A 21,983-nucleotide genomic window follows, 5' to 3' on the forward strand; every position below is an offset into this window, starting at 1 on the left:
GAGTGTGACAGCAGACATATCCGCCGGTAAAGTTCATATTTTATGGAAATATCCACCGGAAAAGTTTGGTAGTTGTTTGCAGCAGGAGGATTGCATGGTCCGGTACACCTTGCGGCAGCTGGCGTACTTCGTTGCGGTGGCCGACGCCGGCACCATTGCCGCCGCTGCGGACGAACTGCACGTCTCGCAGACCGCGGTGGCTGCCGCGGTGAAAGAGCTTGAGCGGATTTTCGGAACGCAGTTGACGGTCCGCCGCAAGGCGCACGGCGTCAGCCTGACCCCGGCGGGCCGGCAGTTGCACGCGCGGGCGGCGGCGTTCCTGCGCGAAGCCGAGGAACTCGAGCTCAGCACCAGCAGCGGCGGGGGAGAGCTGGCGGGTCCGCTGGTGGTGGGCTGCTACCTGACCCTGGCGCCGACCGTGCTGCCCGGGCTGCTTGAATTCTTCGCCGCTGAGCACCCGAAAGTGCAACTGGATGTCGTCGAAGGCACCCAGGACGCCGTCCAGGACAAATTGGTCGCCGGCGAACTGGACCTGGCCATCGTGTACGACATGGACCTGCGGCCCGGGCTGGAGTCGGTGCAGCTGGACACCATGCAGGCTTATGCGCTGTTGCCTGCAGGCCACCGGTTGGCCAGCCGGGAAACAGTGGCGCTGGCGGACCTGGCCGAGGAGCCGATGATCTTGCTGGATGCCCCGCCCAGCAGCCATCACACCATGTCCGTGTTCCGCGACGCTTCGGTGGTGCCCAAGATCCGGTACCGCACCACGGACTTCGAACTGACCCGTTCGCTGGTGGGGCGCGGCATCGGCTACTCCGTGCTGGTGCAGCGCCCGGCCGGTGACGCCACCTACGAGGGCCGACCCTTCACCGCCTTGCCGATCGAGCCCGCGGTCCGGCCGGTTAACGTGAAGATCGTCTGGCCTGAAGGAATCAGGCTGACCGACCGGGCTGCAGAGATGGTCAGGGTTGCGGTTGAGGCTCATGCGCCTCGTCGTGGTGGATCCGGTCGCTGAGTTCGCCCAGCGGTTGGCCGCTGCCGCCCCATTGCCGGGCGATGATTTCGGCCGCGATGGACACCGCGGTTTCCTCCGGGGTGCGTGCCCCGAGGTCCAGCCCGACCGGGCTGTGCAGGCGGGACAGTTCCTCGTTGGTCAGGCCTGCTTCGCGCAGCCGTTGCAGCCGGTCGTCGTGGGTGCGCCGTGAACCCATCGCCCCCACATAGGCCGTCTTGCTCCCCCGCAGGGCCACCTCGAGCAGCGGGACGTCGAACTTTGGGTCGTGGGTCAGCACGCAAATGACCGTCCGCTCATCCAGCAGGTCCTGCTCCAGTTGCTCGGTCAGGTACTGGTGCGGCCACTGCACCACCACCTCGTCCGCCTCCGGAAAGCGCGCGCGGGTGGCGAAGACCGGCCGGGCATCGCAGACCGTGACCTGGTAGCCCAGGAATGTCCCCATCCGGGCCAGCGCTGCAGCGAAATCGATGGCGCCGAAGACCAGCATCCGGGGCCGTGGCGCGAAGCTGCCGAAAAAGATGCGCATCCCCTCGCCGCGCCGGTGCCCATCGGGCCCATAGGTCAGTGTTGAGTTCCGGCCGGCAGCCAGCAGCCCCAGGGTGTCGTCGGCAACGGCGTGGTTCACGCGATCGGTTCCCAGATCGCCGTCGAAGCCGTCCGGGCGGACCACCAAATGCCGTCCCAGCCACGCCGGATCCGGGTGCTCAATCACCGTGGCAATGCCCACCGGGCGGGATGCGGCGATATCGGCGGCGACCTCGTCGAGTCCGGGGAAGGTCCCGCGGGAGAGCGGCTCCACGAAGACGTCGAGGATCCCGCCGCAGGTCAGTCCCACCGAGAACGCCTCGTCGTCGCTGATGCCATAGCGCACGAGTGCGGGCTGGCCGCTCGCGGCCACCTCGGTGGCCAGTTCGTACACCGCACCCTCCACGCAGCCGCCGGAGACCGAGCCGATGGCTTCGCCGCCGGCGGTGACCGCCATGGACGCGCCCGGCGGACGCGGTGCGGACTTGAAGGTGCGGACCACCGTGGCCAAACCTGCCGTTTCTCCTGCGTCCCAGCCGGGCAGCAGCGCCGCCAAAACGTCCCGCACGGTTATACGCCTCCGGCCCGCAGTAAAGCCACGGCCTGCCGGCGGCCGGACCGGCGCCCGGCCAGGTGGGCCAACGCCGCCGCGGCGAACACCAGGCACAGCACTTTGCTCGGACTGCGCAGCTGATCGGCGAGCACGTGCTTGGCCACAGCGAGCCCGTCCAGGCTGCTGCCGCCCTGCTGTCCTGCCGGCCCGGCAGCAGGGGCGGCGGAGGAGGACGACGGCGGCGCGGCCGGCTTCGTCTCGGCCGCTGACTCGGGCTTTGCCTGGGCAGCGGTCGACGGCGGCGCCGAGGGCGAAGAGGTGGCGGATGAAGACACGGTGGACACGGTGGAAGCCGGTGCGACGGACGCAGGTGCGGCTGAAGCGGCCGCTTGGCCGGCATCGGTGCCGGACGCCTCGCCGGTACCCGTGCCTTCCACCGTTGCCTCCTGCGCCGAGATCATCTCCTGCAGGTTCTTGGTGAACACGGCCAGCATCTGGTCGGTGACGCTGCCGATCACGCTCTTGCCCATGGCCGCCGCCTTGCCGGACAGGGTAAGGTCGGCGTTGACGCTGCCATCGGTGGCGGCTCCGGACTCGGACAGTTGCATGGTCACCGTCGCCTCTGCGGCGCCCTGTCCCCGTGTTTCGCGCGCTTTCCCCTGCAGCGTTGCCCGCCGGCCGGCGGCGTCGCGCTCCACCACATGCAACGTGCCCTTGTACTGCATGGTCACCGGTCCCAGCTTCACCTTCATGGCGACCTGGTACTCGTCCTCCGAGGTTTTTTCCAGGACCTGCGCTCCCGGAATGCACCCTGCCACGCGTTCGAAGTCCATCAGGGTTTCCCAAACCGTCCCGATCGGTGCGGTGACGGAGAACGTGCGTTCAAGCTGCATTACCGTGTCCTTTGCCTGGTGAACTGGTTGGTGGTCCGCGGGCCGGAGCCCCGGTTGCGGTCGGAGCGGATGGCCGCGGCCACTTCCGACAAGGCGGTGTAGTTGTGGCCGCTGACGAACGCGTCGCAGTACGGCAGGGCGGCCGCCATCCCGCCAGCCAGCGGTTGGTAATTTACCGCCACCTTACGCGGATTGATCCAGATGATTCGATACGCCAGCCGCCGCAGCCGCTGCATCTGCGCGGCCACCTCGGCGGGATCCTCCTGCGCCCAGCCGTCCGAAATGACCACCACTACGGCGCCGCGGGCCATGCCTTGGCGGCCGTACTCGTCGGTGAACCGGTGCAGGCTTTCGGCAAGACGCGTGCCGCCGGCCCAGTCCCGTACCTCCGCCGCGGCACGGGCCAGCGCGGTGTCCGGGTCGTGGAGGGCCAGTTGCCGGGTGAGCCGGGTTAACCGGGTGGAAAAGACGAAGGCTTCCGCCCGGGCTCCTGCCGCAGCGCCCTGCAGCAGCGCGAGGAAGATCCGCGTGTAGGACTCCATGGAACCGGAGACATCGCACAGCAGGACGAGCCGACGGGGCTTGGGCCGCCGTTGCGCGAAGACCAGACGGGTGGCATCGGGACCGTTGCGGCGGGCGGTCCGGGCAGTGCGGCGGATATCCAGCCGGGAGCTGCTGCGGGCCGACCGGCGGGTCCGCCGGCTGTCCCGGACCGGAGTGGAGAGCACGATCCGGCGGACCACATGCCGCATGATGGCGGTTTCGTCCTCGGTCAGTTCCGCAAACGACGTTTGGTGCAGCCGCTCCTGGCTCGAGGACATCAACAGCACCGATTCGCGCGGCGGCCCCTCGCCGGAGCCGGATCCATCCCGGGCCGGGAACATGCCGGGCGGCAGGGCCGCCTCCGGTGCCTGGCGGTGGTCGGACGGGCTGCCGGCGCCGGTGGGCCGTTCCGTGGCGCCTTGGCCCGACCACGGCGGGTGGTTCGGATCGCCGCGGTGTTCAGCCGGATCCGGCATGAGGCCGGCGGAACCGCCGAAGACCGCCGCGAACACGGCGTCGAAAAGCGGCAGCTGCTCGCGGTCGGAGACCAGCACCACGCGGCAGGCCCAATACAGCGTGGTCTGGTCGGCCGGCGGCAGCAGACGCAGCGCCTCGGCCAGCCGGCCCGCGCGGTCCGGCGAGGTGGGCACTCCGGCGCGCCGCAGCGCCGTCGTTATTCCGGCACAAAATGCCGCCGTGTCCGCGGGTGGCACGACGCCGTCGATGCCGCGCTCAGTCATGGCTGCCGACCAACCACGCGCTGCCGCGGGCGGCGATGAGCTCAAGGTCGTCCCTGTTCTTGAGGACCGATCCCCAGGTCCGTTCAGCGCTCGCCGCGTCCAGCCGGTCCGCCCCCAGCAGGCTGAGCGCGGACACCCAGTCGATGGCCTCGGCGATGCCAGGCGGCTTGACCATGTCCAACGAGCGCAGCCGGGCGATGGCGGCCGCCGCCTGCAGTGCGATGGATTCGGTGCTGGACGCCACCCGGCGCCGCACGATCTCGGCGATCCTCTCCGGGGCCGGATAGTCGATCCAGTGGTAGAGGCAGCGGCGGGTGAGCGCGTCGTGCAGGTCGCGGGTCCGGTTGGAGGTCAGGACGATGATCGGCGGATGCACAGCACGGATGGTTCCCAGCTCGGGGACACTGACGGCAGCTTCGGCGAGCAGTTCAAAGGTAAAGGCTTCGAACTCGGCGTCCGCCCGGTCGATCTCGTCCAACAGCAGCACGGCCGGCCGCGGGCCCGGGTGCTCGATGGCCTGCAGCAGCGGGCGGCGCAGCAGGTATTTCTCGGCGAAGAGGTCCGTTTCGGCCAGTTCGCTGTGCTGCACTTCCGCCAGCCGGATGCCCAGCAGCTGGCGCTGGTGGTTCCACTCGTACAACGCTTCGCCGGCGTCGATGCCCTCGTAGCACTGCAGCCGGTACAGGGGAGTGTCCAGCACCTGGGCCAGCGCCTTGGCGGCTTCGGTCTTGCCCACCCCGGCTTCGCCTTCGAGCAGGATCGGCTGCGGGAGCCGCAGGGCCAGGAACAGCGCGGTGGCCAGGCCCGTGTCGGCGACGTAGTCCACCGCGTCCAGCGACGCGATCAGCGATTCCACGTCCGGAATCCGGTTCCGGACCTCCGCCTGGCTGCCGTCCTGCGCGTCGGTGCGCGCCGGCGAGGTCACCGCGTGCTCCGCAGGACGGCGAGGACCTGCCGGTAATCGTCCTCGGTGTCCACGTCCAGCGGGATCGGTCCCGGGATGGCGACCTCGACGACGGCGCGTTGCGCCAGCAGCTTCCACACCGCCTTGTCGCCGTGCAGCTGGGCCAGCAGCGGGAACAGCGAGCGGTGGAACGCGAACGGATGGCCCACGCCGTCGTCGTAATGGCACACCGCCAGCGGGGCGTCGCACCGTGCGGCGAGCAGCGTGTGCACCGTGGCCGGCGTTACTCCGGGCTGGTCGCCGAGCAACAGCACCACGGCTTCGGTCTGCGGGTGCAGCGCGGGAATGGCCGCCGCAATCGAAGACGAGCAGCCGTCAGCGTACGCCGGGTTGTCCATCACATCGCAGCCGCTGGTGTCCACGGAGCGCCGCACCGCATCACTGGCTCCGCCCAGGGCCAGGACGATCTGGTCGAACCCGGACGCGCGGGCGGTGCCAAGCACGGCGTCGAGCAGCACGCCGGCACCGTAAGGCAGCAGCTGCTTGGGCCGGCCGAGCCTGCGGGAACCTCCCGCAGCCAGCACCAGGGCGGCGATCCGATGTTCAGGAGACGACGGCATAGTGCTCCGGATCCTTGAGGAATGCGGCCCGGCAGCCGGCGGAGCAGAAGTAAACCGTTGTGCCGGAGTGTTCCACATGCAGGGTGGCGTGTATGGCCGGAACGGTCATGCCGCAGACCGGGTCCAACGCAGTGGCTGGCTCAGCCGAGCCTGGCTCGGCGGCCGGTTCGACGCCGTCTGCTGCGGTTGTCGGTTCGACGTTGGACGCTCCGGCTGTTGGTTGGACGCCGTCCACTGCGGCCTCCGGACGGCCCGCGCCTGCTGCCGTTGGACGGGCCGCGCCCGCTGCGGAGCGTTCGGAGACCAGCTCCGCCAAGATGGCCAGCGCCGTTTCTTCCGGCGTGCGGGCGCCGAGCGCTAATCCGGCCGGGCAGTGCACCCGGGACCTCAGCTCCTCGTCCACGTCCAGCGAGGCGAGAACCTCGCTGCCGCGGCGTTCGCTGGCCACCAGCGCCACGTAGGGGACCGAGGCCTGCAGCGCCGCGGTGAGGGCGGCTTCCTCCTCCCGGCCGTGCGAGGCGACGATGAGCGCCGCATCGTCCGGCCGGGGTTCCGCCGCGCTGCCGGGCACCAACTCCGGTTCGAAGCCCAGCACCGAACCCAGGGCGGCCAGCGCCTGCGCTATCGGGCCGGCGCCGACCACCACGACCCGGGGCGGCGGCAGGTGCGGCTGCAGGAAGATTTCCACCGAGCCGCCGCTGAGGCACGGATTCGCAACCGTGACCGCGCCCTCCTCGTGGTTGCGGACCGGCTCGCCCGGCATCACCCGCAGCAGCAGCGGCTCGCCGGAGGCCAAGGTCCGCAGCCCGTAGTCGCGCACCGACGCTTCCACGCAGTTCCCGCCCACGAACCCTTCGATGGCACCGCCGGCAAGAACCAGCGCTGTGTCGCCGGCACGGGCGCTGGTCGGATGCTGGGCCCGGACCACGGTGGCCCGGACATAAGGTTCCCGCCGCCTGCTCAGTTCATCGGCCCTGGCGGCCAGGGCCATCTCTCGTAGCGGCATATCACACCGGTGGCCTCGGCCGGCCTTGCATGGCCTCCCAGACACGCGCGGGGGTGCACGGCATGTCCATGTGCGTGACCCCGAACGGCGCCAGTGCGTCAACAACGGCGTTGACGATGGCCGGCGGGGACCCCACCGTGGCGGATTCGCCGATGCCCTTCGCGCCGATGGGATGGTGCGGCGACGGCGTGACCGTGAATCCGGTTTCCCAATCCGGAACCTCCATCGCCGTCGGGATCAGGTAGTCCATGAAGGAGCCGCCCAGGCAGTTGCCGTCCTCGTCGAATTCGATGATCTCCATCAGCGCCATCCCGACGCCGTCGGTCAGGCCGCCGTGGACCTGGCCTTCAATGATCATCGGATTGATCCGGGTGCCGCAGTCGTCCACCGCAACGAACCGGCGGACTTTCACGCGGCCGGTGCCGGGGTCGACGTCGACCACGCAGATGTAGGCGCCGAACGGGAAGGTCAGGTTCGGGGGATCGTAGGTGACCACCGCGTCGAGGTTGCCGTCGATCCCTTCGGGCAGTGCGACGGTGCCGTGGGCGCCCAAGGCGATTTCCGCCATCGTCTTCCCGGCGGTGGGGTCGCCCTTGACGAACCAGCGGCCTTTCTCCCATTCCAGGTCCTCGGGACGGGTTTCGAGCATCGCGGCCGCGATGAACTTCGCCTTGTCCCGGACCTTGCGGGCCACCAGCGCCACCGCCCCGCCGCTCACCGGCGTGGAGCGGCTGCCGTAGGTGCCCAGGCCGAACGGCGTCTGGTCGGTGTCGCCGTGCACCACGTCGATGTCCTCCGGCGGGATGCCCAGTTCCTCGGCCACGATCTGCGCGAAGGTGGTCTCGTGGCCCTGCCCCTGCGATTGCACCGACAGCCGGACCACGGCCTTGCCGGTGGGGTGGACCCGCAGTTCGGCGCCGTCGGCCATGCCCAGGCCCACGATGTCGAAATGCTTGCGCGGGCCGGCGCCGACGGTCTCGGTGAAAAAGGAGACGCCGATGCCCATCAGCTCGCCGCGCTCGCGCTTCTCGGCCTGCTCGCGGCGCAGGTCCTCGTAGCCGGCTATTTTCATGGACAGCCGCATGGCAGGTTCGTAATTTCCCGAGTCGTATTCCCAGCCGGTCTTGTTGGCGTAGGGGAACTGCTCGGGCCGGATGAAGTTCTTTAGCCGCAGTTCGGCCGGATCCATTTCCAGCTTGCGTGCCAGCACGTCCACCATGCGTTCCACCAGGTACGCGGCCTCGGTGACCCGGAAGGAACAGGCATAGGCGACGCCGCCCGGCGCCTTATTGGTGTAGACGCCGGTGACCTTGCAGTGCGCCGCCTGCAGGTCGTAGCTGCCGGTGAAGATGCTGAAGAAGCCGGCCGGGGTCTTGCTGGGCTGGGCGGTGGCGTTGAACGCGCCGTGGTCGGCCAGCACAGTGGTCCGCAGGGCCAGGATCTTGCCGTCCTTGGTGGCGGCAATTTCGCCGCGCATCAGGTAATCCCGGGCGAAGGAGGTGGACATCAGGTTCTCCGAGCGGTCCTCCACCCACTTGACCGGCTTGCCGGTGACAATGGACCCGACGACGGCGAGGACGTAGCCCGGATAGATGCCCACCTTGTTGCCGAAGCCGCCGCCGATGTCCGGGGACACCACGCGGATTTTGTGCTCGGGTATGCCGGCCACCATCGCATACAGGGTGCGGTGCGCATGCGGCGCCTGGGTGGTCTCATAGAGGGTCAGCGCGCCGTCGATGGGATCGTAGTCCGCCACCGCACCGCAGGTTTCCATCGGGGCAGGATGAACCCGCGGGTAGACCATGTCCTGGGCGACGACGACGTCGGCCGCGGCGAACACTGCCTCGGTTTCGTCCGCATCGCCGACCTCCCAATCGAAAATGTGGTTGTCGGTGCGGCCCTCAAGATCGTCGCGGATAACGGGGGCATCTGCGTCGAGCGCTTTCCGGGCGTCGATGACCGGCGGCAGGATGTCATATTCGACGTCGATCAGTTCCAGCGCATCACGGGCGGCGTAGCGGTCCTCGGCGACGACGAACGCGACCTCCTGGCCCTGGAACCGAACCTTGTCCGTCACCAGCACGGCCTGCACGTCCGCGGATAGTGTCGGTGCCCAGGCAAGGTTCAAGGCTTCCAAGTCCTTGCCGGTGATGACTGCCTTGACCTTCGGATGGGCCAGCGCCTCGGACGTGTCCATCGAGACCAGCCTGGCGTGCGCCACGGGGGCGCGCAGGATCGCGCCGTGCAGCATGCCCGGCAGCACAATGTCGTCAACGTAGCGGCCCTTGCCGCGGATGAACCGCGGGTCTTCCTTCCGCTGGATCCGGCCGAATCCGATCGGCCGGTCCGTGTCTCCCGCGGCCGGATTTCCCGGGCGGGCGCCGTGGCCCGGGCCCTGCGACTCCAGCCGCTCCTCGATGGTGGTCATGCCGTCACCTCTTCAGCTTCACTTGCGGCAGCGTCCACCGGAGTGGTTTTGCCGCCGGGGTGGTTCGCTGCCCATTGGATTGAGCGGACGATGGTGGCGTAGCCGGTGCAGCGGCATATTTGGCCGGAGATCGCCTGGCGGATTTCGCCGTCGCCGGGATGCGGGTTCTTATCCAGCAGGGCGCGGGCGGTGAGCATCATGCCGGGGGTGCAGAAGCCGCACTGCAGCCCGTGCTCCTCCATAAATCCCTGCTGGACCGGGTCCAGTTCGCCATTGCGGCCCAGCCCCTCCACCGTCTGGATCTCGTGTCCGTCCGCCATCGCAGCCAGCACGGTGCAGGATTTCACCGGCTGCCCGTCCATCAACACCACGCAGGTGCCGCAGTTGCTGGTGTCACAGCCCCAGTGGGTTCCGGTTAGGCCGAGGTCTTCCCGAATGAAATGGACCAGGAGCACCCGGGGTTCGACGTCGCGGGTTACCTCAGTGCCATTGACAAGCATGCTGATCTGCATGGTTCAGCCTTCCTGTAGCTCGGATGCCCGGGCGCAGGCGCGGCGCAGCACCCGCCGGGTCAGTTCCTCGGCAAGATGCCGCTTGTAGTCGATGCCGCCGCGCTGGTCAGCCACCGGATCGCACGCTTCGGCGGCCAGCCGCCCGGCTTCCGTGAACAGGTCTTCGCTCGGTCGGCGGCCGTTCAACGCCGCGTCGACGCCGGGGACCGTTCCGTTCAGTCCCACCGCGGTGAGCCCGACCGATGCCTCCGCGATGCTGCCGTCCGCCGCCAGCGCCACCGCCGCTCCAGCGGCTGCCGTCGCCCAGTCGCCCACCCGGCGTTCCACCTTTTCGTAGGCGCTGCTGGCCCGCTCGCGGATCGGGATCCGGACCTCCGCCAGAAGTTCGTTTTGGCCGACGGCGGTCTCATATGGGCCGTGGTGGAACTCATCCATGGAAACGGTGCGCTCGCCGGAGGAGCCGCGGATCACTGCCTCCGCCCCGAGCACGTCGCATACCGTGGAGAGGTCCTCGGCCGGATCAGCCTGGCAGAGCGAACCGCCGATCGTGCCGCGGTTGCGCACCACTGGATCGGCGATGAACCGCTCGGCGTCGGTGACCATCGGGAACAGTTGCGCGATCTCCGCCGACTCGAACAGCGTGGTGTGGCGGGTCAGGGCGCCGACCCTGAACACGTCCCCGTCGCGCACCATCAAGTCGATCTCGGCCAGGCCGTTGATGTCGATCAACCGCTCCGGCCGCGCCAGCCGGAGCTTCATCATCGGCAGCAGGCTGTGCCCGCCGGCCACCAGCCGGGACTCCGGCCCATGGCGTTCCAGCAGGGCAAGCGCGTCGTCCACGTCGCTGGCCCGGACATAGTCAAACGGAGCAGGAATCTGCATGGTCTACCCCTCAAAGACACGTCACCCTCACCGTTGAGGGGCCCCCCATGAGGCACATGTTGCTCCTTGCTCCGAGGGGTGTCAAGATCCTCATAAGCGAAAGGTTATGATCCGCGATGTCCATGACTTTCAACCAGCTCAAGGCCGTTGCCTTGGTGGAGTTGGGCAGAATGACCCTGATTGGCTTTCCTCAATCAGTGATGTGATCTAGGCTATAGCAGTGCCTCAAACATCTCTTTCACACCGGCTGCCGCAGCAGGCGCCCGCCGCCGTCATTACCGCCCGGAATGTGGTGAAGACCTACGGCGATTTCAACGCCGTCGACGGCATTTCATTCGACGTCCAGCCGGGGGAGTCCTTCGGGCTGCTCGGCCCGAACGGTGCGGGCAAGTCCACCACTATGCGGATGATCGGCGGCGTCTCGCAGCGCACCTCCGGCGAGCTGAGCATCATGGGCCTCGATCCGGACCAGCACGGACCGGAAGTGCGGGCGCATCTGGGCGTGGTCCCGCAGCAGGACAACCTGGATGAGGAACTGAAGGTCCGCGACAACCTGATTGTCTACGGCCGCTACTTCGGGCTGCCGTATTCCTACCTGCGGCCCAAGGCCGACGAGCTGCTGGAATTCGCGCAGCTGACGGATAAGGCCAAGGCGAAGGTCGATGCCCTCTCCGGCGGCATGAAGCGGCGCCTGACCATTGCCCGTTCGCTGATGAACGATCCGAAGGTGCTGCTGCTGGACGAGCCCACCACCGGCCTCGATCCGCAGGCCCGCCACATCCTCTGGGATCGACTCTTCCGGCTCAAGGAAGCGGGGGTCACGCTGATCCTGACCACCCACTACATGGATGAGGCGGAGCAGCTCTGTGACCGCCTGATCGTGGTCGACAAGGGCAAAATCATGGCGGAAGGTTCGCCGGCTGCCCTGATCCGCGAGCATTCCACCCGCGAGGTCCTTGAGCTTCGGTTCGGTTCCGAGCGGAAACCACCGTGGCGCCGGAACTGGGAGGCATCGGTGAGCGGCTTGAAACGCTCCCCGACCGCGTCCTCATTTATGCCGACGACGGCGAGGCGGCGCTCGAGCAGGTGTCGAACCGCGGGCTTCGCCCGATCACGTCGCTGGTGCGGCGCTCCAGTCTGGAGGATGTTTTCCTCCGGCTCACCGGCAGGAGCCTCATTGACTGAGCAACAGCCTTCGCAGGTACCCGGCGGGCACGAGGCGGAAGCCGCCTCACGGGACTCGGCCGAGCCCGCTGCCGCCCGCGGGACGCAGGCGCCGGAACCGGATGCCGCCGCGGCGGCAGGTTCGGTGGAAGCCCGTGTCCCGGCCCAGCTGACGCTGCGCGAGGTCGACGCGCTCACCCGGTCGGTGACCGGTCTGCGCTCGCCGCTTTCACCGCTGCAGTCGGCCGAACGGGCCCGCAACTTTGGATCGTTCTACTACATGGAGCACTGGCTGCGGCAGCTGCGCGGCTACGGCTGGACGGTGCTGATGACGGCCGTCGGCACGCCGCTGGTCTACCTCTTCGCGATGGGTGTGGGGCTGGCCACGCTCGTGGACGCCAATACCAGCGTGTCGCTGGACGCCGGCAACGGCCAGACAGTGCCGTACCTGGTGTTCGTGGCTCCGGCGCTGCTGGCCACCGCGGCGATCATGGTGGCCAGCGAAGAGAACACCTACTCGGTCATGTCCGGCTTCAAATGGCGCAAGACCTACTATGGCCCGAACGCCTCCCCGCTGCAGAGCCAGCAGTTGGTCAACGGGCACTCCATGGGAGTGCTGGCCCGTCTGCTGCTGACCACCGGGCTCTACTTTCTATGCCTGGTCCTGTTCGGCGCGGTGGTTGAACCGACCGGCTGGGTGATGATCTTTACCGCGGCGCTGGCCGGGATGTCCTTCGGACTGCCGCTGATGGCGTACTCGGGCAGCATTGAAGAGGACCGCGGCCAGTTCGCCCTGGTGCAGCGGTTCATCGTGATGCCGCTGTTCCTGTTCTCCGGCACTTTCTTCCCGCTGGAAGCCATGCCGCTGCTGGTCCGCTGGATCGGCTGGATTTCCCCGCTGTGGCACTCCACCGAACTCGGCCGGGTGCTCAGCTACGGCTATGTGGAGCCCGTCTGGCTGACCGTGCTGCACGTGGCCTACCTGGCCGTCCTCTGCGTGGTGGGCTGGATTTTCGCGCGCCGCGTCTACATCAGGAGGCTGGGCAAATGAGCCAGCACATCGCGTCGCAGCAGCTGCGGCTGGAACCGTCCCGCCGTCCGCTCGGCTCGCTCTATGCCGGCAACGTTCGCGCGGTCTTCTCCCGCGGGGTGAAGGCCACCTGGGGCACCAACTGGGCGATCATGGTCAGCGGTTTTGTCGAGCCGGTCCTGTATCTGGTGGCCATGGGCATCGGCCTGGGCTCGCTGATCGGCACCGTCACCGGCCCCGGCGGGACGGAAATCGGCTACGCGAACTACATCGCCCCGGCGCTGCTGGCTGTCTCTGCCATGAACGGTGCGGTGTACGACTCCACCTGGAACGTCTTCTTCAAGCTGCATTTCGCCAAGCTCTATCAAGGGATGCTGTACACCTCCCTGGGTCCGCTGGACGTGGCGCTGGGCGAGATCCTGCTGGCGCTGTTGCGCGGTGCGCTTTACGCCACAGGATTCACCGCGGTGATGGGCGCCATGGGCTTGATCACGTCCCCCTGGGCGCTGTTGATGATTCCGGCCGCCGTGGTGGTGGCTTTCGGCTTCGCGTCCTTCGGCATGGCGATCACCAGCTATATGAAGACGTTCCAGCAAATGGACTGGATTAACTTCATCATGCTGCCGATGTTCCTGTTCTCCGCGACGTTCTATCCGCTCAGCGTTTACCCCGAGCCGATCCAGTGGCTGATCCAGGCCCTGCCGCTCTGGCACGGAGTGGAAATGCTGCGCCAGCTCAGCGCCGGCGTCTTCACCGGCGCCATTCTGGTCCATCTGCTGTACTTCCTGGTCATGATCGTGCTGGGGCTGATCCTGAGCACTGGCCGGCTGCGCAAGCTCTTCCTGAACTGAGCCGGACGCCACAGCGGGTGCCCCATCCGCACAGGGAAGGCGGCGCGTCAAGCTGTGGGCGGAGTCGGCGCACGCAGGCCCGTGGATTTGAGAGAATAGGCCCATGCGATCTCTTGGCCCCGACTCTTCCTCTGTTTCGTCCGCCGCCCGGCAGATGCCGCTCAAAGCCGGCAACATCAGCCTGGCCGTGCTGGTGCTGGTCTTCCTGGTGGCAGTCATCTTCGCCGCCAACGAAAACGACGTCATCGGCTGGATCGTGGTCGCGGTCTCGCTGGCCTGGCTGGTCCTGGCCGCGTTCGTGGTCTTCAGCGTCCGGGGCGCCACGCGCAAGGCCAAGGAGAAGCTGGCCAACGTGCAGGCCGACTACGCCGGGCGAGTGAACCCTGCTCCCGGTGGCGGAACCGCGGTCATTGATGAACAGATCTCGCGGGCCAACGCTGTGCGGGACGAAAAACTGGACCATAGCTTCAAGATCATCCAGGTCCAGGCCAAGGTGATCCGCGACTACCGCGGCAAAGATGAAGGCATGGTGGACCGCGCCCTGGAAACGGTGGAGATCACCGCCCACAACGGCCGCGGCATGATCCACAAGGAAGAGGACGGCGGCACCGTCACCGGCACGGTTGTCAGCTGAACTGAAGGGTTGGGTAAGGTAGTCGGGTGACTTTGGCAACCGTTTTCACCGCACCGACCATCTCCCGCGACGCAGCGGCCGGACTGATTCCGGCGGGCAAGACGCTGCGGATCGCCAGCGTCAACGTCAACGGCATCCGCGCTGCCTACAAGCGCGGCATGGCCGACTGGCTGGCCGCCCGGGACGTGGACATTCTGTGCCTGCAGGAAGTGCGGGCGCCCGACGCCGTCGTGCATGAGTTGCTGGGCAGCGACTGGCACATCCTGCATGCCGAAGCGGAGGCCAAGGGCCGCGCGGGCGTCGCCATTGCCTCCCGTGTTGCGCCGACGGCCACCCGGAGCCACATTGGCGACGAATACTTCCTGTCCTCCGGCCGCTGGGTGGAGGCCGACTTCGCCGTCGAGGGCATCGACGGCGAAAAGACCCTGACCGTGGTCAGCGCCTACGTCCATTCCGGCGAGGTGGACACGCCCAAGCAGGTGGACAAGTACCGCTTCCTGGACACCATGTGCCATCGGCTCCCGCAGCTGAAAGCCGAGCGGGATTACGCCCTGGTGGTCGGTGACCTGAACGTGGGACACACCGAGCTGGACATCAAGAACTGGAAGGGCAACGTCAAGCGGGCCGGATTCCTGCCCCAGGAACGGGCCTACTTCGACCGGTTCTTCGGTGAGGAGATCGGCTGGCGCGACGTGCACCGCTCGCTGGCCGGCCCGGTCAGCGGTCCCTATACCTGGTGGTCCTGGCGCGGCCAGGCCTTCGACAACGACTCCGGCTGGCGGATCGACTACCAGGTAGCCACCCCTTCGCTGGCCGACCTGGCAACCGCGGCCGTGGTTGACCGTGCCGCTACCTACGACGCCCGCTTCTCCGACCATGCACCGCTGGTCGTTGACTACCAGTTCTAGAAAGCATCCAGATGAGCACAGGAACCACAGAACCGACCCACACCGCCATGGCGGACAACGGGCAGGCGGTGCCGCCGCAGGCCTCGCGCCCCAGGCTGCTCTCCGGCATGCAGCCGTCGGCCGACTCGCTGCACCTGGGCAACTACCTGGGCGCCCTGGTCAACTGGGTGAGGCTGCAGGACGAGTACGAAACCTTCTTCTTCATCCCGGACCTGCACGCCATCACCGTGGACTACGATCCCAAGGATCTGGCCCAGCGCACCCGGGTCACCTGCGCGCAGTACATTGCCGGCGGCATCGACATTGAGCGCACGGCGCTGTTCGTCCAGTCGCATGTTCCCGAGCACGCCGAGCTGGCCTGGGTGCTCAACTGTGTGACCGGGTTCGGCGAGGCGTCGCGGATGACGCAGTTCAAGGACAAAACCCAGAAAAACGGAACCGACGCCGCCACCGTGGGCCTGTTCGCCTACCCGGTGCTGATGGCGGCGGACATCCTGCTCTACCGCCCCTACGGCGTGCCGGTGGGGGAGGACCAGCGCCAGCACCTGGAACTGGCGCGGAACCTGGCTCAGCGGTTCAATCACCGATTCGGCGAGACTTTCGTGGTGCCGGAAGCGGTCATCCCCAAGGAGGGGGCGAAGATCTACGATCTGCAGCACCCCACCGCGAAGATGTCCAAGTCCGCGGAATCACCTGCCGGTTTGATCAACATTTTGGACAACCCTAAGCAGGCGGCCAAGAAGATCAAGTCGGCGGTCACCGACGACGGCACCGAGATCCGCTTCGACCGCGAGGCCAAGCCGGGCATCTCCAACCTGCTCACCATCTACTCCACGCTCACCGGCAAAAGCATCGCCCAGCTGGAGCAGGAGTACCAGGGCAAGATGTACGGGCACCTGAAGGTGGATCTGGCCGATGTTGTCGTCGAGACGCTTGCTCCGGTGCAGGCCCGGGCCCAGGAACTGTTGGACGACCCGGCCGAACTTGACCGGCTGTTGGCCCGCGGGGCCCAGAAAGCCCGTTCAATTGCGTCGGCTACACTCGCTGATGTGTACAGCAAGGTAGGTTTTCTTCCCGCCGGAGGCGCGCGCTAGCCATGAGCCAGCAGGACCAGGACAGCATTGCCCGTGTGGAGCACGACGGCGGTACTGACCCGGGTGCCCGGCCTGCGGTCGGGAGCGTCGGAGTGGTGATCGGGATCCCCGAGCCCATGGCCAGCGAGCTGCGCGGCTGGCGCGCGTCCTTCGGCGACCCCATGGCCGCGGTCATACCGCCGCACATCACGTTGATTACCACCACCCCGGTGCACGATTGGGACGAGGCGACCGAGCACGTCCGCTCGGTTGCCCGCAGGCAGGCTCCCTTCACCTTGGGCATGTGTGGAACAGGCAGCTTCCGCCCGGTCTCGCCCGTGGTCTATCTGGGCATCCGGGACGGTTTCGACGACTGCGTTGAGCTGCACCGGAAGCTGCAGTCTGGGCCGCTGGAACACGACCTCGAGTTCGACTTCCACCCGCATGTGACCGTGGCCCACGATGTCAGCGAAGCCAGTATGGATTCGGCCGAGTGCAAGCTCGCCGACTATGACGCCTCCTTCCGCGTTAGTAGCATGGGCCTCTACGAGCACGATGCGACGGGTGTGTGGAATCTACGGGAAGAGTTGACCTTTGGCGCCGAATCCGCAGGAGAAGGCTGAGGAAAGGCCGGATCCGCTGCAACGGCAGCAAATGGTCCTCGCTGCGCTAAGGCTGCGGCGGGACGCGGGCCGGGCCAAGCGCGAAGACGGCCGATGGAAGGGCCTGCTGGCGAGCTCCCAGTACAGGCTGGCGCAGCTCAACTGCTGGCGCCTGATGCGCGTCTTCAATCTCTACGGACTGCGGCATGGGCCCTTGATGGCCGCCGGCTGCGCCTACAACTTGTTCTTTTCCGTGGCGGCGATGCTGGTTGCCGGGTTTTCCATCCTCGGCCTAGTGGTCTCCGGCAATCGTGAACTGCAACTGGCCATCATTCGGGTGCTGGACCAGACCACGCCGGGATTGATCAATACCACCGGTGAGCAAGGTGGAGGCCTGGTTACACCCGCGCAGCTGTTCTCGCAGGGCAGGGCATTCAGCCTGAGCTTGATCATTTCCACGGCGGTGATGATCTGGACCTCGCTGGGCTGGATCGCCGGCCTGCGCACTGGAATGCGCGGCATCTTCGACCTGCCGCCGCTGAAGACCAACATCGTCCTGGTCAAGCTCAAGGACTTGGGAACGCTGCTGATCCTGGCCGTGGCCTTGGTCGTGACGTCTGCCCTCGCCGTCGTTGCCAATACCGCCCTGGACTTGATCGTTAATTGGCTTCAATTCGACGGCGGCGCGGCAGTGCCGCTGACACGCATCGGCGGCAACGTGATCATGCTGCTGCTGGACATGGCGGTGGCAGTGGTCCTGTTCCGCGTCGCGTCAGGCATCCGGATGCCGCGCCCGGTCATGTTTCAGTGCGCCCTGATTGCCGGCGCCGGCAGTACCGTGCTCAGGTACTTCTCCTCGGTCCTCTTGGGCCATGTCGGCAACAACCGGCTGCTGGCGCCCTTCGCCGTCGTCCTTGGTTTGTTCGTGTGGTTCTACCTGCTCAGCCAGCTCTACATGATCGCCACGGCCTGGGGAGCCATCGGTAAAGCGGACGCGGTGGCCAGGCACGCTCTCTCCGGCGGCCGGGGCAGCCGCTCGTTGCGGCGGCGGGCGTGGGGCCTTCGCCGGCGGAAGCCTCAGAGAGGGGCCCGGCGGAACGACGGCGCCGCAGCCGTCTGACTGCAACGCCAGGTACGGCGGCCCGCTGGCACCGGACGCGCACGGCCGCAGCGGAGGGGAGGCTCTCGGTAGCGCAGCCAACTTGGCTGGAGCCTTAAACGACGGTGGCGCCGACTCCTTGACGGAATCGGCGCCACCGGGCGGCAGTCCTGGGGGAAATCCCGGGCGGACTGCTGTACGACGCTAGACGGAGCGGCTCAGAACTGCCTGCTTGACCTCGGCGATGGCCTTGGTCACCTGGATGCCGCGGGGGCATGCCTCGGTGCAGTTGAAGGTGGTGCGGCAGCGCCACACGCCTTCCTTGTCGTTGAGGATCTCCAGGCGCATGTCACCGGCATCATCTCGCGAGTCGAAGATGAAACGGTGTGCGTTGACGATCGCGGCCGGACCGAAGTACTGGCCGTCGGTCCAGAAAACCGGGCACGAGGAGGTGCAGGCGGCGCAGAGAATGCACTTGGTGGTGTCGTCGAACCGCTCGCGGTCCTCCGCGGACTGCAGCCGCTCGCGGGTGGGCTCGTGGCCGTTGTTGATCAGGAAGGGCATGATCTCGCGGTAGGACTGGAAGAACGGCTCCATGTCCACGATCAGGTCCTTCTCCACCGGCAGGCCCTTGATCGGCTCCACCGTGATCGGCTTGGAGGTGTCAAGGTCCTTCAGCAGGGTCTTGCAGGCCAGGCGGTTGCGGCCGTTGATGCGCATCGCATCGGAACCGCAGACGCCGTGGGCGCAGGACCGGCGGAAGGAAACCGAGCCGTCATGCTCCCACTTGACCGTATGCAGGGCATCCAGCACACGGTCCGTGCCGTACATGGTGAGCTTGAATTCGTCCCACCGGGCGTCCTCGGAAATCTCGGGATCGTAGCGGCGAACCTTCAGCGTGATGTCGAAGCTGGGGATTTCGCCGCCGCCGCCGACACCCGGAGCGAGTTCAACCTTGGATGCAGGTTCCACAGTCTCAGCGGTCATTAGTACTTCCTCACCATCGGTTCGTAGCGCGTGAATACCACGGGTTTGGTATCCATGCGGATGCCAGCCGTCACATCAGTCACAGCATTAACATCCAGGTAGCACATCGAGTGCTTCATGAAGTTCTCGTCGTCGCGCTCCGGGTAGTCCTCGCGGAAGTGTCCGCCGCGGGACTCTGTGCGGTGCAGCGCCGCCACGGTCATCACCTGGGCCATATCGAGCAAGAAGCCGAGTTCCACGGCCTCGAGCAGGTCCAGGTTGAAGCGCTTGCCCTTGTCCTGGACGCTGATGTTCTTGTACCGCTCGCGCAGCGATGCGATCACATTCAGCGCCTCGGTCAGGGACTGCTCGTCGCGGAACACCTGCACGTTGGCGTCCATGATGTCCTGCAGTTCCTTGCGGAGCTGGGCGACGCGTTCGGTACCGGTGCCGCCGCGTACCGTCTCGAGCAGTTCCATGGTGTACGCCTCCGGGTTTTCCGGAAGCTCGACGAAGTCCGCGGTCTTGGCGTACTCGGCGGCATTGATGCCGGAACGCTTGCCAAAGACGTTGATGTCCAGCAGCGAGTTGGTGCCCAGGCGGTTGGAGCCGTGCACGGAGACACACGCTACCTCGCCGGCGGCGTACAGGCCCGGTACGACGGTGTCGTTGTCCTGCAGGACCTCACCCTTGATGTTGGTGGGGATGCCGCCCATCGCATAGTGCGCGGTGGGGAATACCGGCACCGGCTCGGTGTAGGGCTCGACGCCGAGGTAGGTGCGGGCGAACTCGGTGATGTCCGGCAGCTTGGCGTCGATGTGTGCCGGCTCCAAGTGGGTCAGGTCCAGCAGCACATAGTCCTTGTTCGGACCGCAGCCGCGCCCTTCGCGAACCTCAAGGGCCATGGAGCGGGCCACAATGTCGCGCGGCGCCAGGTCCTTGATGGTGGGGGCGTAGCGCTCCATGAAGCGTTCACCGTCGGCGTTGCGGAGGATTCCACCTTCGCCGCGGGCGGCCTCGGAGAGCAGGATGCCCAAGCCGGCCAGGCCGGTCGGGTGGAACTGGACGAACTCCATGTCCTCCAGCGGCAGGCCGCGGCGGAACGCGATGCCCATGCCGTCGCCGGTCAGGGTGTGCGCGTTGGAGGTGGTCTTGAAGACCTTGCCCACGCCGCCCGAGGCGAAGATGACGGACTTGGCCTGGAAGACGTGGAGTTCGCCGGAGGCCAGGTCGTAGCTGACGACGCCGGCGACACGCTTCTGCATGTACGGAGTGCCGTCTTCGCGGAGGGCCTCTTCCTCCACCAGCAGCAGGTCCAGCACGTAGTACTCGTTGTAGAACTCCACGTTGTGCTTGACGCAGTTTTGGTACAGGGTCTGCAGGATCATGTGGCCGGTGCGGTCCGCGGCGTAGCAGGCGCGGCGAACAGGAGCCTTGCCGTGGTCGCGGGTGTGCCCGCCGAAGCGGCGCTGGTCGATCTTGCCTTCCGGGGTGCGGTTGAACGGCAGGCCCATTTTTTCCAGGTCCAGCACGGCGTCGATGGCTTCCTTGGCCATGACCTCGGCTGCGTCCTGGTCCACCAGGTAGTCGCCGCCCTTGATGGTGTCAAAGGTGTGCCACTCCCAGTTGTCCTCTTCGACGTTGGCCAGTGCGGCGCACATGCCGCCCTGGGCAGCGCCGGTGTGGGAGCGCGTGGGGTACAGCTTGGTCAGTACTGCCGTATGGGCGCGCTGGCCGGATTCGATGGCCGCGCGCATACCGGCGCCACCTGCACCGACAATGACGACATCGTACTTATGGACCTGCATACTGGATGCTCTTTCTGTTGAACTGAAGTATTTCGCCGCTTCATGCCCGCGGCGAGGCAGCGGGACCGCGTTCTACGCGGCCCCGGTTACGGTGCCGGGCAGAACGACGGCAGCAGCTCGGCGCTGGCGTTGGCAGGGCACGGATCAAAGGTAAAAATCACCAGGGTGCCGAGCACGATGATGACGGCGGAGGCCACGTACAGGACCATCTTGAACCAGAAGCGGGTGCTGTCCTTTTCCGCGTAGTCCTCAATAATGGTGCGGACGCCGTTGGTGCCGTGCAGCATGGCCAGCCACAGCATGGCCAGGTCCCAGACCTGCCAGAACGGATCGGCCCACTTGCCGGCCACAAAGCCGAAGTTGATGGCGTGGACGCCTTCGCCCAACATCAGGTTGACGAACAAGTGGCCGAAAACAAGGACCACCAGGATGAGGCCGGAGAGCCGCATAAACAGCCAGGCGTACATCTCGAAGTTGCCCTTGCGCCCCTTGTTGCGCATGTACTCGGGGGCAATGCGGGCGCTGCGGGGGGCCTGGATTTCAGTGTTGACCGACATGACTTAGTGACCCCCGGTGAAAGCGAGCGTGAGGTGGCGGATGAGGAACGGAATCATGACGACGACCCAGAGGCCGACGACGCCCCACAGAAGCTTGGCCTGGTTCTTCGGGCCCTTCTTCCAGAAGTCGATCAGGATGACCCGCAGCCCGTTGAAGGCGTGGAAGACGATGGCTGCTACGAGACCAGCTTCCAAGACGGCCATGATGGGGTTCTTGTACGTGGCCATGACAGCGTCATAGGCGCCGGGCGACACCCGGACCAACGCGGTGTCGAGCACGTGTACCAAGAGAAAGAAAAAGATGGAGACGCCCGTGATGCGGTGTCCTACCCAAGACCACATGCCTTCACGGCCGCGGTATAAGGTCCCTGCTGGTGTCTTCGACACTGAATTACCCTCCCTGCGTCGCAGAGGCGCAGCGTGGCTTCCACGCAAGAGTTGACGCCGGTGCGAGAGCACTCTGTAGCTCAACACTAATCTAGGCTTCGCTGAGGGCTTATTCAATTTAGGAACCGGCCGGTGTGACCTTTTTAACAGCGATCGGGAAAATAGGGGCTCTTTGGCCGGATCCCCCGGAATTCCGGGCAGTTACGCAACTTAACCATGCCCTAATTACGTTTTTCTGATCTTGCTGCTGCGGATCGACCGCCCGCGGCGCCCGAAATCAGCC

Annotated in this window: 20 protein-coding genes and 2 pseudogenes; 9 read left to right on the forward strand and 13 right to left on the reverse strand. The window is 66.6% G+C overall.

What is annotated here, in order from left to right; translation table 11 throughout:
- Positions 1-94 precede the first annotated feature (94 nt).
- Positions 95-1,015 carry a LysR substrate-binding domain-containing protein gene (locus AC5RW2_RS27675; RefSeq protein ID WP_493950856.1) on the forward strand — a complete coding sequence of 307 codons (921 nt, stop codon included), beginning with the start codon at positions 95-97 and terminating at the stop codon, positions 1,013-1,015.
- On the opposite strand, the gene AC5RW2_RS27680 is transcribed toward AC5RW2_RS27675, so the two are convergent.
- From AC5RW2_RS27680 to AC5RW2_RS27720, 9 genes are read right to left on the reverse strand one after another with little or no spacing between them, the layout of a single operon-like run.
- Positions 963-2,108 (reverse strand): XdhC family protein, encoded by a 1,146-nt coding sequence (locus AC5RW2_RS27680; protein WP_493950855.1) that lies wholly within the window; start codon positions 2,106-2,108, stop codon positions 963-965. The two genes, AC5RW2_RS27675 and AC5RW2_RS27680, sit on opposite strands and share 53 nt — an antisense overlap.
- Positions 2,109-2,110: 2 nt before the next feature.
- Positions 2,111-2,986 (reverse strand): SRPBCC family protein, encoded by an 876-nt coding sequence (locus AC5RW2_RS27685; protein WP_493963367.1) that lies wholly within the window; start codon positions 2,984-2,986, stop codon positions 2,111-2,113.
- The gene (locus AC5RW2_RS27690; RefSeq protein WP_493963368.1) at positions 2,986-4,269 is read right to left on the reverse strand and encodes a vWA domain-containing protein; all 1,284 of its coding nucleotides are present in this window, start codon (positions 4,267-4,269) and stop codon (positions 2,986-2,988) included. The genes AC5RW2_RS27685 and AC5RW2_RS27690 overlap by 1 nt, the downstream gene beginning before the upstream one ends.
- Positions 4,262-5,194, reverse strand: coding sequence for an AAA family ATPase (locus AC5RW2_RS27695; protein ID WP_493950852.1), 933 nt, complete (start codon positions 5,192-5,194; stop codon positions 4,262-4,264). The genes AC5RW2_RS27690 and AC5RW2_RS27695 overlap by 8 nt, the downstream gene beginning before the upstream one ends.
- The gene (locus AC5RW2_RS27700) at positions 5,191-5,793 is read right to left on the reverse strand and encodes a nucleotidyltransferase family protein (RefSeq protein ID WP_493963369.1); all 603 of its coding nucleotides are present in this window, start codon (positions 5,791-5,793) and stop codon (positions 5,191-5,193) included. Before AC5RW2_RS27700 ends, AC5RW2_RS27695 begins: the two co-directional genes overlap by 4 nt.
- Positions 5,777-6,799 carry an XdhC family protein gene (locus tag AC5RW2_RS27705; protein ID WP_493963370.1) on the reverse strand — a complete coding sequence of 341 codons (1,023 nt, stop codon included), beginning with the start codon at positions 6,797-6,799 and terminating at the stop codon, positions 5,777-5,779. The genes AC5RW2_RS27700 and AC5RW2_RS27705 overlap by 17 nt, the downstream gene beginning before the upstream one ends.
- A gap of 1 nt (position 6,800) precedes the next feature.
- Positions 6,801-9,227: an aerobic carbon-monoxide dehydrogenase large subunit gene (locus AC5RW2_RS27710; RefSeq protein ID WP_493963371.1), complete on the reverse strand. Its 2,427-nt coding sequence runs from the start codon at positions 9,225-9,227 to the stop codon at positions 6,801-6,803.
- A complete protein-coding gene (locus AC5RW2_RS27715; protein WP_493963372.1) occupies positions 9,224-9,739 on the reverse strand; it encodes a (2Fe-2S)-binding protein in 516 nt (171 codons plus the stop codon). The genes AC5RW2_RS27710 and AC5RW2_RS27715 overlap by 4 nt, the downstream gene beginning before the upstream one ends.
- 3 nt (positions 9,740-9,742) lie before the next feature.
- Positions 9,743-10,621 (reverse strand): FAD binding domain-containing protein, encoded by an 879-nt coding sequence (locus AC5RW2_RS27720; RefSeq protein WP_493963373.1) that lies wholly within the window; start codon positions 10,619-10,621, stop codon positions 9,743-9,745.
- A gap of 247 nt (positions 10,622-10,868) precedes the next feature.
- On the opposite strand from AC5RW2_RS27720, the pseudogene AC5RW2_RS27725 reads away from it, so the two are divergent.
- The 8 genes and pseudogenes from AC5RW2_RS27725 to AC5RW2_RS27760 all read left to right on the forward strand — a co-directional run bounded on the left by AC5RW2_RS27725 (position 10,869) and on the right by AC5RW2_RS27760 (position 18,003).
- Positions 10,869-11,806, forward strand: a pseudogene (locus AC5RW2_RS27725) (ABC transporter ATP-binding protein).
- Between the two features lie 355 nt (positions 11,807-12,161).
- Positions 12,162-12,836, forward strand: a pseudogene (locus AC5RW2_RS27730) (ABC transporter permease); the annotation flags it as partial.
- The gene (locus AC5RW2_RS27735) at positions 12,833-13,666 is read left to right on the forward strand and encodes an ABC transporter permease (RefSeq protein WP_493963374.1); all 834 of its coding nucleotides are present in this window, start codon (positions 12,833-12,835) and stop codon (positions 13,664-13,666) included. The pseudogene AC5RW2_RS27730 and the gene AC5RW2_RS27735, both read left to right, overlap by 4 nt.
- 103 nt (positions 13,667-13,769) lie before the next feature.
- Positions 13,770-14,300, forward strand: a complete 531-nt coding sequence (locus AC5RW2_RS27740; protein WP_493963375.1) for a hypothetical protein — start codon at positions 13,770-13,772, stop codon at positions 14,298-14,300.
- A gap of 83 nt (positions 14,301-14,383) precedes the next feature.
- Positions 14,384-15,208 carry an exodeoxyribonuclease III gene (locus tag AC5RW2_RS27745; RefSeq protein ID WP_493963494.1) on the forward strand — a complete coding sequence of 275 codons (825 nt, stop codon included), beginning with the start codon at positions 14,384-14,386 and terminating at the stop codon, positions 15,206-15,208.
- A gap of 47 nt (positions 15,209-15,255) precedes the next feature.
- Positions 15,256-16,302, forward strand: a complete 1,047-nt coding sequence (gene trpS / locus AC5RW2_RS27750) for a tryptophan--tRNA ligase (protein ID WP_493963495.1) — start codon at positions 15,256-15,258, stop codon at positions 16,300-16,302.
- A 2-nt stretch (positions 16,303-16,304) separates the two neighbouring features.
- Positions 16,305-16,904, forward strand: a complete 600-nt coding sequence (locus AC5RW2_RS27755) for a 2'-5' RNA ligase family protein (RefSeq protein ID WP_493950843.1) — start codon at positions 16,305-16,307, stop codon at positions 16,902-16,904.
- Entirely contained in the window at positions 16,876-18,003 is a 1,128-nt protein-coding gene (locus tag AC5RW2_RS27760) for a YihY/virulence factor BrkB family protein (RefSeq protein WP_493963376.1), read from the forward strand. The genes AC5RW2_RS27755 and AC5RW2_RS27760 overlap by 29 nt, the downstream gene beginning before the upstream one ends.
- A 183-nt stretch (positions 18,004-18,186) precedes the next feature.
- On the opposite strand, the gene AC5RW2_RS27765 is transcribed toward AC5RW2_RS27760, so the two are convergent.
- From AC5RW2_RS27765 to sdhC, 4 genes are all read right to left on the reverse strand, one after another.
- Positions 18,187-18,969, reverse strand: coding sequence for a succinate dehydrogenase iron-sulfur subunit (locus tag AC5RW2_RS27765; RefSeq protein WP_493963377.1), 783 nt, complete (start codon positions 18,967-18,969; stop codon positions 18,187-18,189).
- Complete coding sequence (gene sdhA / locus AC5RW2_RS27770) at positions 18,969-20,756, reverse strand: succinate dehydrogenase flavoprotein subunit (protein ID WP_493940215.1); 1,788 nt, start codon at positions 20,754-20,756, stop codon at positions 18,969-18,971. The genes AC5RW2_RS27765 and sdhA overlap by 1 nt, the downstream gene beginning before the upstream one ends.
- 86 nt (positions 20,757-20,842) lie before the next feature.
- Positions 20,843-21,313, reverse strand: a complete 471-nt coding sequence (locus tag AC5RW2_RS27775; protein ID WP_493940216.1) for a succinate dehydrogenase hydrophobic membrane anchor subunit — start codon at positions 21,311-21,313, stop codon at positions 20,843-20,845.
- 3 nt (positions 21,314-21,316) lie between these two features.
- A complete protein-coding gene (sdhC, locus tag AC5RW2_RS27780; RefSeq protein WP_493950841.1) occupies positions 21,317-21,700 on the reverse strand; it encodes a succinate dehydrogenase, cytochrome b556 subunit in 384 nt (127 codons plus the stop codon).
- Between the last annotated feature and the right edge of the window lie 283 nt (positions 21,701-21,983).

This window comes from Arthrobacter sp. B0316-1-20, from assembly GCF_059091865.1.

Bases quoted from the DNA above. Each gene is read 5' to 3' on its own strand.
- AC5RW2_RS27675 (WP_493950856.1), top strand. From the start codon at position 95: ATGGTCCGGTACACCTTGCGGCAGCTGGCGTACTTCGTTGCGGTGGCC.
- AC5RW2_RS27685 (WP_493963367.1), bottom strand. From the start codon at position 2,986: ATGCAGCTTGAACGCACGTTCTCCGTCACCGCACCGATCGGGACGGTT.
- AC5RW2_RS27690 (WP_493963368.1), bottom strand. From the start codon at position 4,269: ATGACTGAGCGCGGCATCGACGGCGTCGTGCCACCCGCGGACACGGCG.
- AC5RW2_RS27700 (WP_493963369.1), bottom strand. From the start codon at position 5,793: ATGCCGTCGTCTCCTGAACATCGGATCGCCGCCCTGGTGCTGGCTGCG.
- AC5RW2_RS27705 (WP_493963370.1), bottom strand. From the start codon at position 6,799: ATGCCGCTACGAGAGATGGCCCTGGCCGCCAGGGCCGATGAACTGAGC.
- AC5RW2_RS27710 (WP_493963371.1), bottom strand. From the start codon at position 9,227: ATGACCACCATCGAGGAGCGGCTGGAGTCGCAGGGCCCGGGCCACGGC.
- AC5RW2_RS27715 (WP_493963372.1), bottom strand. From the start codon at position 9,739: ATGCAGATCAGCATGCTTGTCAATGGCACTGAGGTAACCCGCGACGTC.
- AC5RW2_RS27720 (WP_493963373.1), bottom strand. From the start codon at position 10,621: ATGCAGATTCCTGCTCCGTTTGACTATGTCCGGGCCAGCGACGTGGAC.
- AC5RW2_RS27735 (WP_493963374.1), top strand. From the start codon at position 12,833: ATGAGCCAGCACATCGCGTCGCAGCAGCTGCGGCTGGAACCGTCCCGC.
- AC5RW2_RS27740 (WP_493963375.1), top strand. From the start codon at position 13,770: ATGCGATCTCTTGGCCCCGACTCTTCCTCTGTTTCGTCCGCCGCCCGG.
- trpS (WP_493963495.1), top strand. From the start codon at position 15,256: ATGGCGGACAACGGGCAGGCGGTGCCGCCGCAGGCCTCGCGCCCCAGG.
- AC5RW2_RS27755 (WP_493950843.1), top strand. From the start codon at position 16,305: ATGAGCCAGCAGGACCAGGACAGCATTGCCCGTGTGGAGCACGACGGC.
- AC5RW2_RS27765 (WP_493963377.1), bottom strand. From the start codon at position 18,969: ATGACCGCTGAGACTGTGGAACCTGCATCCAAGGTTGAACTCGCTCCG.
- sdhA (WP_493940215.1), bottom strand. From the start codon at position 20,756: ATGCAGGTCCATAAGTACGATGTCGTCATTGTCGGTGCAGGTGGCGCC.
- AC5RW2_RS27775 (WP_493940216.1), bottom strand. From the start codon at position 21,313: ATGTCGGTCAACACTGAAATCCAGGCCCCCCGCAGCGCCCGCATTGCC.